The sequence below is a fragment of the Arthrobacter sp. B0316-1-20 genome (genome assembly GCF_059091865.1).
In genome coordinates this window covers 86,950-103,193 of record NZ_JBNHHC010000003.1, presented here as the reverse complement: position 1 = coordinate 103,193, position 16,244 = coordinate 86,950, and the positions used below count along the sequence as shown (strand labels likewise).

Genomic DNA, 16,244 nt, shown 5'->3' with positions numbered 1-16,244 from the left:
CGCCGCCGGATGCCACACTGGCACCTACACGCGGTGCCGGCGCCCGGCCGACGGGGCGGTCCGGGGTGCCGACCGTTCTAGGGGATGGGGGAAACGGCGTGAGTATTCTGCGCACCGTCGTTGCACGGATAGAACGAACCGAGGCTCTGGACAAGGTCGCCGAACCGGTGGCCGGGCTGGTGGGCAGGATCGTCAGACCCCGGCCGATCAGGAACGTCCTCAGCGGCAGCTTCGTGGGCCACCCGCTGCATCCGCTGTTGACCGACTTTCCCATCGGTGCCTGGACCATGTCCACGCTGCTGGACACCGTGGGCGGCCGCCGTGCCGAGCCCGCGGCCGACCTCCTGGTGGCCGCCGGAATTCTCACGGCCGTACCCACGGCGTGGGCCGGGCTCAACGACTGGTCGGATACGCAGGGCGAGGACCGCCGGCTCGGCATCGTGCACGCCGCATCCAACTCGGCGGCGTTGGTGTGCTTCGCCGCTTCCTTCCTGGCCCGCCGCGGCGAGCGCCGGGGGCTTGCCAAGGTGCTCGCGCTGGGCGGCTTCGGGCTGGTGATGTCCGGCGGCTACCTGGGCGGCCACCTGAGCTACGCCCGCGGCGTCAACGTCAACCACACGGCGTGGCGGAAAGGTCCCGTCGAGTGGACCCCCGTCCTGGCGGAGAGCGAACTGGCCGAGGGCCGGCCGCAGCTGGCGCACGCCGGCGACGTGTCGCTGGTCCTGTTTCGCAGCGATGGCACCGTCCGGGCGCTGGACAGCGTCTGCAGCCACATGGGCGGGCCGCTGGCAGAAGGACAGGTCGACGACGGGTGCATCACCTGCCCCTGGCACGGCAGCCGCTTCCGCCTGGCGGACGGCAGCATCGTCAGGGGCCCCGCCAGCTCCGAGCAGCCAGCCTACGAAACACGCGTCCGCGAGGGGCAGGTCGAGGTCCGGCTGAGCTGACCGGCTCAGCCCCGCCGCGGCCTGGACCTGCGGGAGGCGCGGCGGGCGTCGGTTCCGGCGATGACGAGCGTGGCGACAACGGACGCGGCGGTGACGGCCAGTCCGGCGGTGATCGCCTCGGTCCAGCCTGACCGGGCCTGGACGGAAAAGGCGACGGCGGTGATGACCGCAATGCCCACGGCGGTGCCGATGCGCTGGGCCGTCTGCAGCACTCCCCCGGCGCTCCCCGCGTACTCCAACGACACGTCGGCCAAAGTTAGCGTCTGGTTGGGGGTGATAATGAGGCCCTGCGCCATGCCGATGAACGACAGCGTCAGCAGCATCCACCAGATGCTGAGCAACCCGGCTGCCTCCAGTTGGATTACGGCGATGGTCGACGCCAGCCCCAGCAACGCGCAGAGGATCCCGGCGACGATCATTTGCCGCCCACGCTCCAGCACCCGCTTGCCGGACCAGTGCGACGAATAGGCGCCGAGCAGCGCGGCAGGCAGCCCGATCAACCCCGCCTCCAGAGCGCTGCCGCCCAGCCCCTGCTGGATGTAGAGCGCCACCAGCACCCATACGCTGGTCACGCCCATGAAGTACAGGCCGGCGATCAGCGAGCCGGCGGAGAAGCTGTGGGTGCGGAAGATCCGCAGGTCGACCATCGGGCTGCGCCCGCGGTGGCTGTAAGTATGTTCCCACCAGGCCCACAGCGCCAGCAGTCCCGCGCCGCCGGGAAGCAGCAGCCAGATCCATGCACCGGCCCCGCGTTCGACGAAGGGCAGCAGCAGCGCCAGCACCGACAGGCCCAGCAGCACGGCCCCGACGGGATCGAGGTCGCGTTCGGGCTTGGCTACCCGGGGCAGGCCGGCGGCGCCTTCGCGGTCTGCTTCCCCTGGAGGGTCAACGGCGGTGTGCCGCGGTTTGAACCACATCAGCGCCAGCACGATGGCCAGGATCCCGACCGGTACATTCACGAGGAAGGTCCAGCGCCACCCGTCCTGGACACCGGCGAACTCAATGATCGTTCCGCCCAACAGGGGCCCGACGGCCACCGACACGCCAATCACGCTGCCGAGCGCCCCGTAGGCACGGCCGCGTTCCGCACCGCGGAAATACTGCTGGATCATCCCCACGGCCTGAGGATTCAGCAGCCCCGACCCCAGGCCCTGCACGAAGCGGGTGATGTTCAGGCTGAGCGGATCCGGAGCGAGTCCGGCGGCCACCGAGGAGAGCGTGAAGAGCGCGACGCCGGCGATGAACAGCGGGCCGCGGCCCAGAATATCGCCCGCCCGTCCGGCGGCCACCAGCACTACACCAAAAGTCAGCGCATAGCCGGAGAGCACCCACTGGAGGTCCGAGTCCGACGCGCCCAGTCCGGTTTGGATGGACGGCAGCACCACGTTGACGATGCTCACGCTCACCAGCGACATGAAGATGGCCACCAGCAGCACGGCCAGGATCCGCCACCGGCCGGGGTCGGGGACGAAGCCGGCCTCGGTGCCGTCGGGGCCGGCCGGTCGGGGCGCTGATCGGTTCTCGGGAGCGGGGTCGGAGGCTTGGGTCACCTACCATTCATACGCCGGGACGGCTCCGCTGCCAAACCGCGCGCCTGCGGCGACAGCCGCGTTAAACGAAAGAGCCGGAGCGGCAGGCGTTGGGGGAATCCTGCGGGTCCGGCTCTTCCACGGCCGGACCCAAGTCCAGCCGACGCGATGCGGGCCCCCGTTCCGAGCCCCACCGTTGTCACGAGCATATCCCGCGGGCATCCGACCCGCGATGGGGAGAACTACCCATGCAGGTTAAGCGGTCTATCAGGCTGTCGAGCAATAGCCGCTTCGTTGGGCCGGCGGAACGCCCGCCACGTCACGTTTCGCCGCCGCGGCGGGCGTTCGCTCCCCCTCGCGAGCCGGGAAACGCAAGAGGATACTGAAATTGTGGGACTGTTGAGCGGAGCACCTGCCCCTTTCACCGATCGACCCGATGCCGCCCGGCAACTGGCGGCCGAACTGGCAGCATACCGCGGCCGCGACGACGTCACCGTGCTCGGCCTGGCGCGCGGCGGCGTCCCGGTGGGCGCGGTGTTGGCGAAAGAACTGGCCGCCGACTTCGACGCGCTCATCGTCCGCAAACTAGGCATTCCGGGCCAGCCGGAGGTCGCCTTCGGTGCCTTGGCCGCCCATGGCGGGCACACCGCCGTCGTCATGGTGGAAGCGATAGTGGCAGAACTGCGCCGCCGCAATTACAGCGAACAGCGGCTGCAGGAGGTCCAGGACAGGGAACGGGCCGAACTGAAGCGGCGGCAGGAAGCGTATCTCCAGGGCCGGACGGTAGAGGTGCGCGGCCGGACCACGATCCTCTGCGATGACGGGTTGGCCACCGGCGCCACCATGAAGGCTGCGATCAACGCCGTACGGCAGAGCGACCCCCGCGAGATCGTCGTCGCGGTGCCGGTGGGCCCGCCGCAGGCCTGTGCCGAGCTCCAGAAACTGGCCGAGGCCGTGATCTGCCTGCGCCAGCCACGCAATTTCAGAGCCGTAGGCGAGGCCTACCAATACTTTGGCCAGGTCAGCGACGACGAGGTCATGGCAGCGCTGCCCCGGTAGCGGCTGCCGCCACCAGGTTAAAGCACAGCGGACCGCCGCCGGCATCGCTGCCGGCGGCGGTCCGTCTCTGCAGTCCCGCGGAGGCCTTAGTTGGTGGCCTCTGGTGACTGGCGCGACTTAGCGGTTCTCGCGCGCTTCGGGGTGCTGCTGCAGGTACTCCTGGTGTGCTTCCTCCACGCGCAGGTTCTTGCCCTTGGTCTCCTTGACCACGGAGACTGCCACGAGCGAGATGACGCACAGCACCATGATGTAGATCCCGATGGAGATCGTGCTTCCGGTCCGGCCCAACAACAACTCGGCGATCAACGGAGCGAAGGCACCGCCAAGGATGGCACCAATGGCGTAGCCGATGGAAACGCCGGAGTATCGGACGTTGGCCGGGAACATTTCGGCATAGAGGGCCGACTGCGGGCCGTAGGACAGGCCCAGACCGATGGTCAGCACGAACATCGCGATGCCCATCAGCAGAATGCTCGCGGTGTCGATGAGCATGAACATGGGAATCTGCCACAGCAGGACCCACACGTAGCCAATCTGGAAGGTGCGGATGCGGCCGATCTTGTCGGAGAGAATTCCGCCGTACATGGTAAAGATCAACCAGCCGAAAGCAGCAAGCGTGGTGGCCAGCAAGACCGATGGGCGGTCCATCCCCAGGCCTCCGGCCTCCGCCGGCTTGGTGGCGTAGGAAGCGAAGAACGCGATCAGCAGGTATCCGGCGGCATTGTTGGCAATGAAGATCAGCGCGGTGAGGATGACCTCTTTCCAGTTGTGCTTGAACAGCTGGCCCAGCGGAGCGGCCGATTCCTTCTTGCGCTCCTGCATCTCCTTGAAGACCGGGGACTCGGACACGGAGCGACGGATGAAGTAGCCGACCAGGATCAGCACGACCGAGAACAGGAACGGTACGCGCCAGCCCCACGCAAGGAAGGCATCCTCGCTGAGGATAGTGGTCATCAGCCACATCACACCGGTGGCAAGGATCATGCCGATGGGAACACCGATTTGCGGGTAGGCACCGAAGAAGCCGCGCTTGTTGACCGGCGCGTGCTCCACGGACATCAGCGCGGCGCCGCCCCATTCGCCGCCGGCCGAGAATCCCTGCAGGATGCGCAGGAACACCAACAGGATCGGGGCCGTGATCCCGATGTCCCCATAGGTCGGCAGCACGCCGATCAGGAATGTCGCGGCGCCCATGAGCACCAGCGTGAAGACCAGCATCATCTTCCGGCCCAAACGGTCGCCCAAGTGGCCGGCGACGATGGCGCCGAGCGGGCGGAACAGGAAGCTGATACCCAGCGAGGCCCAGGAAACGATCTGCGCCAGGCCGGCGCTCTCCTGGGACAGCGGCGCGAAGTACAACGTAGCCAGCACCAGGCCGGCGGCTTGCGCGTAAATGAAGAAGTCGTACCACTCGATGGTGGTACCGACCAAGGTGCCCGCGAGCACCTTGCGCTCTTCACGGCGGGCTGCTGGGCTGAGGTTGCCTGCCAGCTCTTCTGACGTTGACATATTTTCTCCGTTGAATTCACAGAACGGTTACCGAACGGTCGGTAATGTGACTGGAGCCATATTACCGGACAGTGACGGGCCACACATAGCGCCGCCATATCATTTCCATAACGCCCAAACGCCGCCGGGGTGCGCCACGACGTCGCTCTCCTGCGGGAACGACAGGAGGCCGTGAGCGCCCCATACCCCAAAGAAGCTGCCGAGCACGGCGCTGCGTTCTATAGTTGGACGCTTTGTCCCGATATAGAACAATGGGACCTGTGAGGGCCGGCACAAGCACTGTGACCGGTTCCCGCCGCATTTCCCGTGCAGGACTTTCCAGAGGATGTACCGATGAGCCAGACCCCCATCAAACCCGCTCCGGCGCACTCGCAGACCCTGTCGCGCGGCATCAGGGCCCTGGAGATCCTGGCGGAGGCGCCGTCGCCGATGACGATCGCCGAGTTGTCCGAGGCGTTGGGCGTGCACCGCTCGGTCGCCTACCGGATCCTGCGCACGCTCGAGGACCATTCGCTGCTGATGCGCGATTCGGCTGGCAGGGTGCAGGCGGGGCCCGGCCTGGCCGCGCTGGCCCGGGGTGTTTCGCGGGACCTGCAGTCGGCGGCGCTGCCGGAGCTGACAGCACTGGCCAACGACCTGATGATGACGGCCTTTGTCGCGGTCTGGGACCAGCACGACTGCGTGACGCTGCTGACCGTGGAGCCGCGGCATACGACGGCACTGGTGCAGCGTCCGGGCACCCGGCATTCCTTTGCCGCGGGAGCCCCGGGCATCGCCATCCAATCGGCCCTGACCCGGGACCAGTGGGAGCAGCATGCTCCGGGCCAGCCGATCCGTCCGGAGGCCCGGCTCGCCAAGGCCGCCGGGTATGCCATCAGCCATGACGAGGTCATCCCCGGCGTCTCGTCGGTCGCCGTGCCGGTCACCGTCCCGGGGCAGCTCCCGGCTGCCGTGGCCGTGGTCTACATCCGGACCGACACTCCGGATGAGCAAATTGCGGAGGCGTTGAAGCGCTCAGCCGCAGTCATCGAGGCGGAGCTGCGCTGAGCCCGGCCGCGGCAGCAGGCGGCCGGCTGTCAGGCGTCCCCGCGGCGCCGGACGACGGCGGCAGCGACCAGGCCCAGCACCAGCAGCATGGCTGAGGCGGCAATCGACACCAGGAACGCACCGGAGTGTCCCAGGTTCTCGGCCAGCGCCCCGGCTACCGCCGAGCCAATGGCAGAGCCGAGGACGACGCCGCTGGCGAGCAGCGTCATCACCGTGCCGAGCCGCTCGTCCGGAGCGACCAGGCTTCCGATGCCGTAGATGGTGACCATGGTGGGTCCGACGGGTACGCCGACCACCAGCAGCACGAAAATCATCGGCAGCACTTCGGCGGGCAGCAGCAGCAGGACGCAGAACGCCGTCATCGCCGCCGCGCACACGACCCAGCGGCTGGAATGTTTCCACCGTGCGGGCCAGTAGGCCACGGACAGCGCACCGAAGGCCGACGTCAGGCCCAGCAGCGCATACAGCAGGCCCGCGGTGTCGGCCGCGCCGAAGCTGCCGCCGAAGGCACTCAGGGCGTTCTGGGTTGCGCCGAAGAACACGCCCATGGCCACCATCCCCAGCACGGGGATGGCAACCAGCGGCCAGTTGATCCGCACCGGCGAGGCAGCCGCAGCGGCTCCGGGATGCGCCTTGACCAGTCCGGGCGTCACCGGGACGACCGCACGGTAGGTGGGGTGGACGGCAAAGGCAGTCACCATCGTCACGGTCAGGGCGGCGGCCAGCACGAAGGGCAGCCACGGGGCAATCAGCGCCGCGAGCAGCCCGACCAGGGCCGGTCCGAGCACGAACGTCAGTTCGTCGGCGGTGCTCTCGTAGGACAGCGCCGTGTCCAATACCGGCTTGTCCTTGCGGGTCATCGCCATCCAGCGCACCCTGGCCAGCGGGCCGACCTGCGGACAGGTGGCCCCGACGGCGAAGGACGCCGCAAGCACCGCCACGGGGCCGGCTCCACTGCCTCCGATGTAGACGCAGGTCAGCAGCACGGCAATCGCGCAGGTGTGTGCGGCAGCCGCGACCAGCAGCACGGGCCGCTGACCGACCCGGTCGGCAAGGTAGCCGAAGAGCGGCGCACCGGCGGCCGAGCCGATGCCTACGGCACCTGCGGCGAAACCGCCTGAGGCGTAGGATCCGGTGCTTACGGTGACCAGTGTCAGGGCGCCGACCGTGAGCATCGCCAGCGGCAGCCGGGCAAGGAATCCGATGGCCAGAAAAGAGGCTCCGGCCATCCGCGCCAGCCGCGCGTAGCGGCCGAAGGGGTTTCGGGTCTTGCGACGTCGGCGGCCGGAGGTGTCGTTGCCGGGGGCTTGTTGCTGGGCGGGCGCGCCGGAATCAGAAGCAGTCATCGGTTTTTCCGTTGGTTCGAACCGCGCATCGTCCCGCCTCCCGATGCGCACAACCCGGATAACACAACTATCATACCGGTGGTCAGGCGGCCCCGGTGAGCACGGTGCGGACGGAGGAGCCGTGGCGCCCCTTCGTGACTTGGAGCTGGGCGCCGATGCGCTGCTTCATCTCCGCTACGTGGCTGACCAGGCCGATGACCCGGCCCCCGTCGCGCAGTCCCTCCAACGCATCCATGACCTGCTCCAACGCCTGCTCATCCAGGCTGCCGAATCCCTCATCGACGAACAGCGTCTCGATGTCCACGCCGCCTGCCTCTGCCTGCACTACGTCGGCCAGGCCGAGTGCCAGCGCAAGCGAGGCCATGAAGGATTCGCCGCCGGACAGGGTGGAGGTGTCGCGCCGCTGCCCCGTCCATTCGTCGCTGACGTGCAATCCCAGGCCCGACTTCTTGTTGCCGGACTTCGAGTCGTCGTGGACCAGGGTGTACCGCCCGTCGGTCATGGCGATGAGGCGTTCGGAAGCCGCCGCCGCAATCTGCTCCAGCCGCGCGGCCAGGACGTAGGTGGTGAGCGTCATCTTGCGTTCGTTCTCGCCCAGTCCCCTGACCGTGTCCGCCACCGACTGCAGGAGCTCGTGCCGTTCCGCGATCGGGGCCAAGCGGACTTGTTCCTCGTCAAAACGCCGGCGGTAGCTGGCAAGTTGTTGCTGCGACGCAGTCAGCACCCCGTGCCGCACGTGGTGCTCCTGCACCAGCCCGTCCAGGACCGCGGCTTCCCCGCGTGCCGCGTCCAGTTCCGCGGTCCCCGGCAGTGTTTCGCCCTTCTCGAGGGCGGTGCGGGCACGGACGACGGCTTCGGAGGACTCCAGCACCTGCAGCCGCTGGCCTGCTTCGGTGTAGGCGGTGTGGCGCCGCTGCAGTTCTTGCAGCTGTGCCGGTGCCAGCAGGGACACCCGGATTTCGTCTTCGGAGGCGAAGCTGGACTGCCCGATGGCCGAGGCCAGATCGGCCTCTGCCTGCTCCAACGCGTTGCCGCAGTGGCGGTGCTGTCCCAGGACGTCCAGGGCAGCGGCCAGCAGTTGGTCGAGGCGGGACAGCGAGGCCGCGTGTTCGTGCAGGCTGCCTCCGTCCGGACGGGCCTCGCGCAGCTTCTGCTCGAGTTCCTGCACGCGTTCCCTCCCGGCCTTGAGGTCGGAATCGGCGGAGGCCTTGGCCACGGCCAGGGCCGACAGCTGCCGGCCGTTCTCGTCGAGCTGCTCGGTCGTGGCGGCCGCCCGTTCCTGCAGTTTTGTGCGCCGTTCCCGGACCGCGACGGCCTCGTCCAAACGGGCACGGGCGGCGACGACGGCGGCGGCCGCTTCGGCGGCGTCGGTCGCGCCGCCGCGGGAGGCCAGGGCCGAGAGTTGCTGTTCCAGTGCCGCGCACGCCTCACGGGCCTGGGAGTACGTGGCTTCCGCCGCCGCGTGGTCCTCCCGGGCTGCTGTTTCCTGTTCACGGGTGACCAGGTGTCCGCCGGCGGCCGCGGCCGGTTGCGGATGTTCCGTTCCGCCACACACCGGACAGGGGTCTCCCTCTGCAAGGTTGGCGGCGAGCTCCGCTGCGGCTTGATCGAGTCGCTGTTCCAACAGCGACAGCCAGGCTTCCTTGCGCCGAAGTTGCCTGGCGTGCGCCGCATCGCGGTTCCGGCGGGCCTCGTCGGTCTTGGCCAGGCAGGCGCCGTAGTCGGCCACGGTCTCCCGAAGCTGCCGGGCTTGTTCCAGCCGCTCGGTGAGCAGGCCTACGTCGTCGGAGGCTGCCGCCAGCGTGGCCAATTCCTCCTGCAGCCCGCGGCCGGTTTCAGCCAGCCGTTCCCGGGTTGTTTCCGCGGCACCGATGTCCTTGGCCAATCGGCCCGCGTGCTGTTCCAACCGCCGCACGTCGGCAGCCGCCGCCTGCAACCGCTGCTCTTCCGGCAGCAGGGCGCGGATTCGTCCGAGCTCGGCGGAGAGCTGTGCCGCCGCCTCCTCGAGCAGCGCCTGTCCCGCGGCATCGGGGTCGGGGCGGCGGGAAACGAATGTTGGGAAGAGCGGATGGGCTTCGGCCTCGTCGATCCGGTCCAAAAACTCTTTCCCGGCCCGTTCCACAGCAAGTGCCGCCTGATCCCGGTGCCGGATGGGCGACGCCAGCAGTTCCGCGGCCCGGTGCGATGCCAGGGTTTCGGTCAGCGCTGCGTGGCCGTCGGCGCCGTTGCGGTGCTCGGCTGCCAGTTTCTCCAGCGCCGCCAATTCCGCGTGGTCGGCCAGCGCCCGCTCGTGCCGGGCGATCGCCTCCCGCAGCCGGCCCAGCTCATCTTGTCCGCGCTCGGCCACGTCGCGGACGGAGCCGGCCGCGGACGCCATCGAGGACTCAAGCGCGGCGAGCAGGTCCGCGGCAGGCATTGACTGGTCCGGCATGTCCTCGGCGGCCAGATGCCGGGCTGCTTCCTCTGTTGCCCGCGCGAGCAGGTGGTCGGATCCTGCCACCGCGGCCAGGTAGTCCGAGCGAGCCTTGGCCGCTTCGTCCGCCAGGACCTGCTCCACCGCCTCGTAGCGGTCGGTCGCGAACAGTCGCTGCAGCAACGGCCGGCGTTCCCTGGCGTCGGCGCGCAGGAACGCCGCGAAGTCGCCTTGGGGCAACAGGACTACCTTGGTGAACTGTTCCAGGCTCATGCCCAGGACGGCCAGCAGCTCGGCCGCGGCCTCGTCGTTGCGGCCGCTTTTCTGGACCCAGGCCCCGTTGATCTTCTCGCGCAGCAGCGTGCGCGCCTGCTCCGTCACCGATCCGGACCTGGCCCGGGACGAGGGCCGTTCCCACTGCGGGTTGCGGGTCACTTCGAACCGTCTGCCGCGGGCGGAGAATTCGCACACGACTTCCGGCTCTGTCCCGGGTTCGGCGTGGTCGCTGCGCAGCCGCTTCCCCTGCTGGCGTGCGCCGGGAACGGACCCGTACAGCGCAAAACAGATGGCGTCCAGGATGCTGGTCTTGCCGGCCCCGGTCGGCCCGTTGAGCAGGAACAGCCCCTGCTCTCCCAGCTCGTCGAAGTCAATGGTTTCCCGCGCAGCGAACGGCCCGAAGGCCTGCATTTCAAGCCGGTGGATCCTCATGCCGCGGCCTCCGCGGCCTGCACCTCGGCCAACGCCTCGGCCAGCAGTGCGCGTTCGGCTTCGTCGGCCGGCCGGGAGCGGACGTGGTCCAGGAAGCCGCAGCAGACCTCCAGGTCGTCCTGGGCCTTCGCGATGCGCTGGCTGTAGCTCATGGTGTCGCGGCGCGGCCCGGAGGCGGGTTCGAAGTTGAGCACCAGCGTGTCGGGAAAGCGCGCCCGCAGCCGTTCCATCGCCTTCGCCGGGCGTTCGTCGTCGGTGACCGTGATTTGGCAATAGGCGTCCTGCGCCCAGGCGTGGTCCGCCGATTCGAGCAGGTCCTGCATGGTGCCCCTGAGCACGGCGAGCCTGCGCGGGGAGGGCCAGCTGACGTTTTCCACCGACGCGAGCCCGTCCGCGGTGAATTCGAGGATGATGCCGCCCTTCTCGTGGCCGGCCTCGGAGAACGAATAAGGCAGCGGTGAGCCGGAATAGCGCACGGTTTCGCTCAGCGCCTGGCGCCCGTGCAGGTGGCCCAGCGCCACATAGTCGAGGCCGTCGAACAAATCCAGCGGGACCGCTCCCACTCCCCCGATGCTCAGGTCCCGTTCGCTGTCCGAGGTGACGCCGCCGCTGGCAAAGGTGTGCGCCATGACCAGGGAATGCACGGCGCCGCCGGCGCGCCTCTGCTCAAGGTCGGCACGGACTAGATCCAGCGCCGACCGCGTGACGGCGGTGTGGCTGGGAGCCTCCGCGCCCAGCTCCTCCGCGCACAGCCGCGGCTCGAGGTACGGGATCCCGTACACGGCCAGGGTCGCGCCGTCCAGGTCCAGCTCCACAGGGTCCGCAAGCTGGTCCAGCCGGGCACGGATATGGACCCCGCCGTGGGCCAGGATGCCGGAGCCGAAGCCCAACCGGGTGGCCGAATCGTGGTTGCCGCTGGTCAAGATCACCGTTGCCCCGGCACCGCGGATGCGCGACAAGGCATCGGAAAAGAGGTTGACCACATCTACACCGGGAAGCGCGCGGTCGTACACATCGCCCGCGATGAGCACCACGTCGATGCCCTCCTCGCGTACTGTCTGCAGGAGTTGCTCCACGAAAGCGTGCTGCGCCTGCAGCATCCCGACGCCGTGGAAAGAACGACCCAGGTGCCAGTCGGACGTGTGCAGTAACCTCATATTTCCAAACTATCCGCCGGCTGGGACAGTTTCGGACAAGCGCAACGGCACGTCCCGAAATCGGGACGTGCCGTTGCGCGGGGCCTTGTGGTTATTCGCCGTCCGGGCGTGTCCGGTTCGGCTTGCGGTCAAAGAAGTCGCGGGCTTCGGCGGCGCCCTGATCGTCCGCCGGCGCGGGCTCGTCCGGCTGGTCCTCCACCGCGACGTCGGGAACCTCACGTCCGGCGGCGGACCCGGCGGGCACCGAGCCGGCCGCGGATCCGGCGGCCGCGCCTCCGGCGGACACCGTGCCGGCCGAAACGCCGCCGCCAGCGGCAGTCTTCCCCTCCACAGGCTTGCCGGAAGATGCAGCCGGTGCATCGCCGTCGTTGGTTGCCTTGCGCGGCCCGGGCACCAGTTCGGCACTGCGGTAGAGCAGCCCGGCGATCACCGCACCCAGCAGCGGGGCCGCCCAGAACAGCCACAGTTCGCCCAGCGGGCTGCCGTCCGCGAAATACACCGCGGCCGTGGAGCGGGCCGGGTTCAGTCCGGCGTTGGAAATCGGGAGCATCACGGCGGTCAGCACGCCGAACGCAAGCCCCACCGCGTACGGGGCGCTGCGGAGCCGGTCCAGGGACGAGGTGGCACCGAGGTAGACCGCCACGAGCAGCCCGGTGGCGACGGTTTCGGCCAGGAAAACCCCCGCCATCGAGAAGCCCAGTTCGTCGCCGCCGGCGTAACCGTTGGAGATGGACGTGAACACGCCGGCCGACTGGGCGCTGACCGGGTGGCTGCCCATGATCACCCAGAGCACGACGGCGGCCAGCGAGGTGCCGGCCAGCTGCGCCAGGACGTAGGGCGGCACCGACTTCCAGGAGGTCCGGCCCGCGAGCGCGCTGCCCAGCGTGATGGCCGGGTTGAAGTGGCCGCCGGAGACGTGGCCGAACGCAAGCATGCCGGCAACGACCGCCAGGCCGAAGCCGAAGGGGACGCTGAAGCCGCCCTGCGGATTGAACATGCCGATCCCCAGGGCACCGAAAAAGAGCAGGAACGAACCTGCCGCTTCGGCGCCGATGCGGGCCGAATAGCTGCGCCCCTCGCCTAGCCGGGGCGGGGCGGCGTGGACGGCCGGAGCCGGTGACGCGGGGTGGGCTGCTGCCATGGATACTGTCCTTCTGCAGGGCCGGCCAGCAGCCGGCGGATTACTCAAAACTACTCCACTCTGGCATCGGGGTCTGTGAAAAAGCTGGGTGCTGCCCGGGAAGGATGCCCGGCGAAAGGTCCGGTCCCGCGCCTAAGCTGGTAGTCGTGACTAACGACGCCCCGCTCCCCGGTTCCCCCTCCGCCGACGCGCCGGACTTCGCCGGCAGCGCGCCGCCTCCTCCCGGCACCATGCGGCCCGCTCCCGACGCTGCCCAGCCCACACCGGTTCCCGCCGCCGCGCCGCCGCCCATTACCCAGCCGGAGACGACGGCCCACGCGGTGCCGGACTTCGCCTCGCGGGTGCGCGGCTGCCTGCTCGGGGGCGCCCTGGCGGACCAGCTGGGGGCCGGCGTCGAATTCGACTCCTTCGACGCGATCGCCGGACGCTTCGGGGCGGACGGGCTGCGGGACTTCTCCCAACTGGCGGAGCCCGGCCACTTCTCCGACGACACGCAGTTGACGCTTTATACCCTCGACGGGCTGACCGAGGCGCTGGAATGGGCCAATGCCGGTACCGCCGCCGACGAAGCCGCCTGCCTCTGGCTGGCTTACCTGCGCTGGTACGCCACCCAGGAGGGCCGCTTTCCGGACAACGCGCCGGAGCCCCAGCCGCGCTGGATCGACGAACAGGACGTGCTGCACGCACGCCGCGCCCCCGGCGCCGCCTGCCTGTCCGGCCTGGCCACCGGGGAAATGGGAACGCGGGCGCGCCCGGTCAACCCGGACTCGAAGGACTGCGGCACGGTGGTCCGGTCGGCTCCCTTCGGGCTGCTGCCGTTCGTCGACGACCAAACAGTCCAGCGGCTGGCCACGGACGGCTCGGCGCTCACCCACGGCCATCCGACGGCCCACCAGAGCGCGGCAACCTTCGCCACGCTGATCCGGCTGCTGGTGCACGAACAGGCCACGCTGCCCGGCGCCGCCGTGGCCCTGCTGGCCCGCACCGAGCAGGACCCGGCCGCCGCCGAGTTGGCAGGGCGGCTGCGCGCCGCCATCGAGCTGTCGGCAGGCGGCCCCGTGCAGCCGGCCGTGCTGACCGCCACGCTGGGCCTGGGCCGGGTGGCCGAGGAAGCCCTGGCCATCGCCCTCTACGCCGTCTTGGCGACGGCGGACAGCACGACGCCGGAGCACCACTTCCGCCGGGCGGTCGCCGCGGCCATTAATCACGACGGCGACAGCGACTCGGCCGGCAGCCTCGCCGGGAACCTCCTGGGCGCCCATTATGGCGAGGCGGCACTCCCCGCCGAATGGCTGGCCGCGCTGGAGGCCCCCAACGTCATTCTCGGCATGGCGGAGCGCTTCCTGGCGCAAACCCAGGGCTGAGCCCGTGGACCACGACCGCGCTGCCCCTGCGCTGCCCCGCCAGGACGGGAAGACGATCCTCGTGACCGGTGCCAGCGCCGGCCTCGGCTACTTCGCCAGTGAACAACTGGCCGCGGCGGGAGCCACGGTGGTCATGGCTGCCCGTGATGCGGCACGCGCCCGGGCAGCCATGGAAGCCGTCCGCCGCACTGTGCCCGGCGCGGACGTGCACTTTCAGGAGCTGGATCTTGCCAATCTGGCCTCGGTCCGGCAAGCGGCAGGCGAACTTGCCGAGCGGGGGCGGATCGATGCCCTGCTGGCCAACGCCGGGGTAATCGGTTCCCGGGAACTGCAGTTCACCGCCGACGGCTTCGAACTGCAGTTCGGCACCAACCACCTGGGCCACTTCGCGCTCGTCGCTAGGCTGATGCCTGTACTGCGCCGCAGCCGCGGCCGCGTGGTGCATGTGGGCAGCATCAGCCATCGCTGGGTCCGGCCGGACTTCCGCCGGGCAGCTTTGCCGGCCCGGTACAACAGCTACCGGTCCTACGCGCTGTCCAAGCTGGCGGTGATGAGTTTCGGATTCGAGCTGGCGAACCGGCTTCACGCGGTGGGCTCGCCGGTCGCTTCCGTGGTGGCCCATCCCGGGTACGCGCGCAAATACTTCACCCCGGACCGGCCGGGCTTGCAGCTGTCGCGTCCGGCGGCGGGCTGGCAACGGGTGCTTTTCGGGCTGGTGGCGCAGGGCAAGGACGCCGGCGCCCGGCCGCTGGTGCACGCGGCAGCCGCCGAGGAGGTCCGCAACGGCGACTACTGGGGACCGGACGGGCCGTTCCAGCTGACCGGACGCCCCGCCGTCGTCGCGCCGCGGCGGCACGCCCGCGAGCGCAACGCCGCCTCCCGACTGATCGACCTGTCCGAGGAACTCACCGGGGTAGGCCTCCGGCTCTGACTCCGGTGGCGGGCGACGGCGGCGGGTCAGACGCTGTGCGCGGGCCAGCGTCCCCCGATCATTTGCAAGAACTCGCCTTCGGACAGCACCTCGATCTGCTGGCCCCTGCTGTGCAGCTGCAGCACCTTGTGTGCCTTGGCCGTGACGCGGCCGCTCTTGAGGTCGGAGGCGACGAAACCGTCGCCGACGACGAGCACGGTGGTCTTCCGGGTGACGTTGCTGGCCGGCCGGGCCCCCAGCTCCGCCGCCCGGTTCTTCGCCTCCTGCCGCGACAGGCCCAGATTGCCGGTGAACACCACGGTCTGGCCGTACAGCGGGTGGGAGTCGTCGGCCGCGTGGTTGGGCTCGGGGTTCTCCCCCTCGTCCGGCCAGTAGGTCCAGGCCGACGACGGCGCGGCGCCCCCGGCCGCACCCAGCGCCTGCCGCTCGAGCGCGGTCCGGGTGGGTTTGGACACCGCCGCGCTGCCGTGGAGGTAGGCCTCCAGGCGCGTGGCGCGCAACTGCAGGGCGGTCAGCAGCTCGGGAATGCTGCCGGCGGAGTTGCGGCCGGCGATGTCGATCATGATGCCGGCGCAGGCCCGCGCGTCCGCCACGGCGTCGTGGTGGTTGTGCAGCGGCACGCCTGCGGCCTCGGCGACGAACGGCAGGGAATATGAGACGAGCGAATAGCTGCGCCGCGACAGGATGACGGTGCAGGCGTAGTCGTAGGCCGGCCCGGAGAGTTCCGAGACTTCCAGAGCCGATCGGATCACGCCCATGTCGAAGGCGGCGTTGTGGGCGACCAGCACGTCGGAGCCGATGAAGGCTGCCAGGTCGGCGAAGATCTCACCGAAACGCGGCTTTCCCGCTACCATGCCCGCGGTGATGCCGTGGATCTGGACGTTGCGCCGGTCGAAGTGGTCGAAGCCCTCCGGCGGCCGCATCAGCCAGGAGGCTTCCTCGACGATCCGGCCGTCACGGACCTTGCTCAAGCCGACGGAGCATGGGGAGCCCCGGAACCCGTTTGCCGTCTCGAAATCGATCGCCGTGAAGTCAACTGCCACGCGTTCAACCCTAAGCGACGGCACGGACGGTTCTGCGCCTGCAACACGCC

12 protein-coding genes are annotated in these 16,244 nt (G+C 69.5%); 5 read left to right on the top strand and 7 right to left on the bottom strand.

The window, feature by feature from the left end; translation table 11 throughout:
• Positions 1-98 precede the first annotated feature (98 nt).
• The gene (locus AC5RW2_RS05710) at positions 99-947 is read left to right on the top strand and encodes a Rieske (2Fe-2S) protein (protein WP_494012399.1); all 849 of its coding nucleotides are present in this window, start codon (positions 99-101) and stop codon (positions 945-947) included.
• Positions 948-952: 5 nt separating this feature from the next.
• Here the strand turns inward: AC5RW2_RS05710 and AC5RW2_RS05705 are convergent, their stop codons facing one another.
• The gene (locus AC5RW2_RS05705) at positions 953-2,497 is read right to left on the bottom strand and encodes an MFS transporter (RefSeq protein WP_494073745.1); all 1,545 of its coding nucleotides are present in this window, start codon (positions 2,495-2,497) and stop codon (positions 953-955) included.
• A 369-nt stretch (positions 2,498-2,866) separates the two neighbouring features.
• Here AC5RW2_RS05705 and AC5RW2_RS05700 point away from each other — a divergent pair, with 369 nt between their 5' ends.
• Entirely contained in the window at positions 2,867-3,535 is a 669-nt protein-coding gene (locus AC5RW2_RS05700) for a phosphoribosyltransferase (RefSeq protein ID WP_494073744.1), read from the top strand.
• 117 nt (positions 3,536-3,652) lie between these two features.
• Here AC5RW2_RS05700 and AC5RW2_RS05695 read toward each other — a convergent pair whose 3' ends face one another.
• Positions 3,653-5,044, bottom strand: a complete 1,392-nt coding sequence (locus AC5RW2_RS05695) for an MFS transporter (protein ID WP_494073743.1) — start codon at positions 5,042-5,044, stop codon at positions 3,653-3,655.
• A gap of 333 nt (positions 5,045-5,377) precedes the next feature.
• On the opposite strand from AC5RW2_RS05695, the gene AC5RW2_RS05690 reads away from it, so the two are divergent.
• Positions 5,378-6,091 (top strand): IclR family transcriptional regulator, encoded by a 714-nt coding sequence (locus AC5RW2_RS05690; protein WP_494012403.1) that lies wholly within the window; start codon positions 5,378-5,380, stop codon positions 6,089-6,091.
• A gap of 29 nt (positions 6,092-6,120) precedes the next feature.
• Here the strand turns inward: AC5RW2_RS05690 and AC5RW2_RS05685 are convergent, their stop codons facing one another.
• The 4 genes from AC5RW2_RS05685 to AC5RW2_RS05670 form a co-directional block, all read right to left on the bottom strand.
• A complete protein-coding gene (locus AC5RW2_RS05685; protein ID WP_494000090.1) occupies positions 6,121-7,437 on the bottom strand; it encodes an MFS transporter in 1,317 nt (438 codons plus the stop codon).
• A gap of 82 nt (positions 7,438-7,519) precedes the next feature.
• On the bottom strand, positions 7,520-10,558 hold the full coding sequence (locus AC5RW2_RS05680; RefSeq protein ID WP_494073742.1) for an AAA family ATPase: 3,039 nt from the start codon (positions 10,556-10,558) through the stop codon (positions 7,520-7,522).
• A complete protein-coding gene (locus AC5RW2_RS05675; protein WP_494073741.1) occupies positions 10,555-11,715 on the bottom strand; it encodes an exonuclease SbcCD subunit D in 1,161 nt (386 codons plus the stop codon). Before AC5RW2_RS05675 ends, AC5RW2_RS05680 begins: the two co-directional genes overlap by 4 nt.
• 91 nt (positions 11,716-11,806) lie before the next feature.
• Entirely contained in the window at positions 11,807-12,856 is a 1,050-nt protein-coding gene (locus tag AC5RW2_RS05670; RefSeq protein WP_494073740.1) for an MIP/aquaporin family protein, read from the bottom strand.
• A gap of 146 nt (positions 12,857-13,002) precedes the next feature.
• On the opposite strand from AC5RW2_RS05670, the gene AC5RW2_RS05665 reads away from it, so the two are divergent.
• Both AC5RW2_RS05665 and AC5RW2_RS05660 read left to right on the top strand, forming a co-directional pair.
• On the top strand, positions 13,003-14,220 hold the full coding sequence (locus AC5RW2_RS05665; protein ID WP_494073739.1) for an ADP-ribosylglycohydrolase family protein: 1,218 nt from the start codon (positions 13,003-13,005) through the stop codon (positions 14,218-14,220).
• A gap of 4 nt (positions 14,221-14,224) precedes the next feature.
• On the top strand, positions 14,225-15,151 hold the full coding sequence (locus AC5RW2_RS05660; protein ID WP_494025645.1) for an SDR family NAD(P)-dependent oxidoreductase: 927 nt from the start codon (positions 14,225-14,227) through the stop codon (positions 15,149-15,151).
• A gap of 26 nt (positions 15,152-15,177) precedes the next feature.
• On the opposite strand, the gene AC5RW2_RS05655 is transcribed toward AC5RW2_RS05660, so the two are convergent.
• On the bottom strand, positions 15,178-16,194 hold the full coding sequence (locus AC5RW2_RS05655; RefSeq protein ID WP_494073738.1) for a 3'-5' exonuclease: 1,017 nt from the start codon (positions 16,192-16,194) through the stop codon (positions 15,178-15,180).
• Positions 16,195-16,244 lie beyond the last annotated feature (50 nt).

What these genes read in the sequence shown, in the direction of transcription:
- AC5RW2_RS05670 (WP_494073740.1), bottom strand. Translation starts at nt 12,856, where the DNA reads ATGGCAGCAGCCCACCCCGCGTCACCGGCTCCGGCCGTCCACGCCGCC.
- AC5RW2_RS05690 (WP_494012403.1), top strand. Translation starts at nt 5,378, where the DNA reads ATGAGCCAGACCCCCATCAAACCCGCTCCGGCGCACTCGCAGACCCTG.
- AC5RW2_RS05675 (WP_494073741.1), bottom strand. Translation starts at nt 11,715, where the DNA reads ATGAGGTTACTGCACACGTCCGACTGGCACCTGGGTCGTTCTTTCCAC.
- AC5RW2_RS05680 (WP_494073742.1), bottom strand. Translation starts at nt 10,558, where the DNA reads ATGAGGATCCACCGGCTTGAAATGCAGGCCTTCGGGCCGTTCGCTGCG.
- AC5RW2_RS05695 (WP_494073743.1), bottom strand. Translation starts at nt 5,044, where the DNA reads ATGTCAACGTCAGAAGAGCTGGCAGGCAACCTCAGCCCAGCAGCCCGC.
- AC5RW2_RS05685 (WP_494000090.1), bottom strand. Translation starts at nt 7,437, where the DNA reads ATGACTGCTTCTGATTCCGGCGCGCCCGCCCAGCAACAAGCCCCCGGC.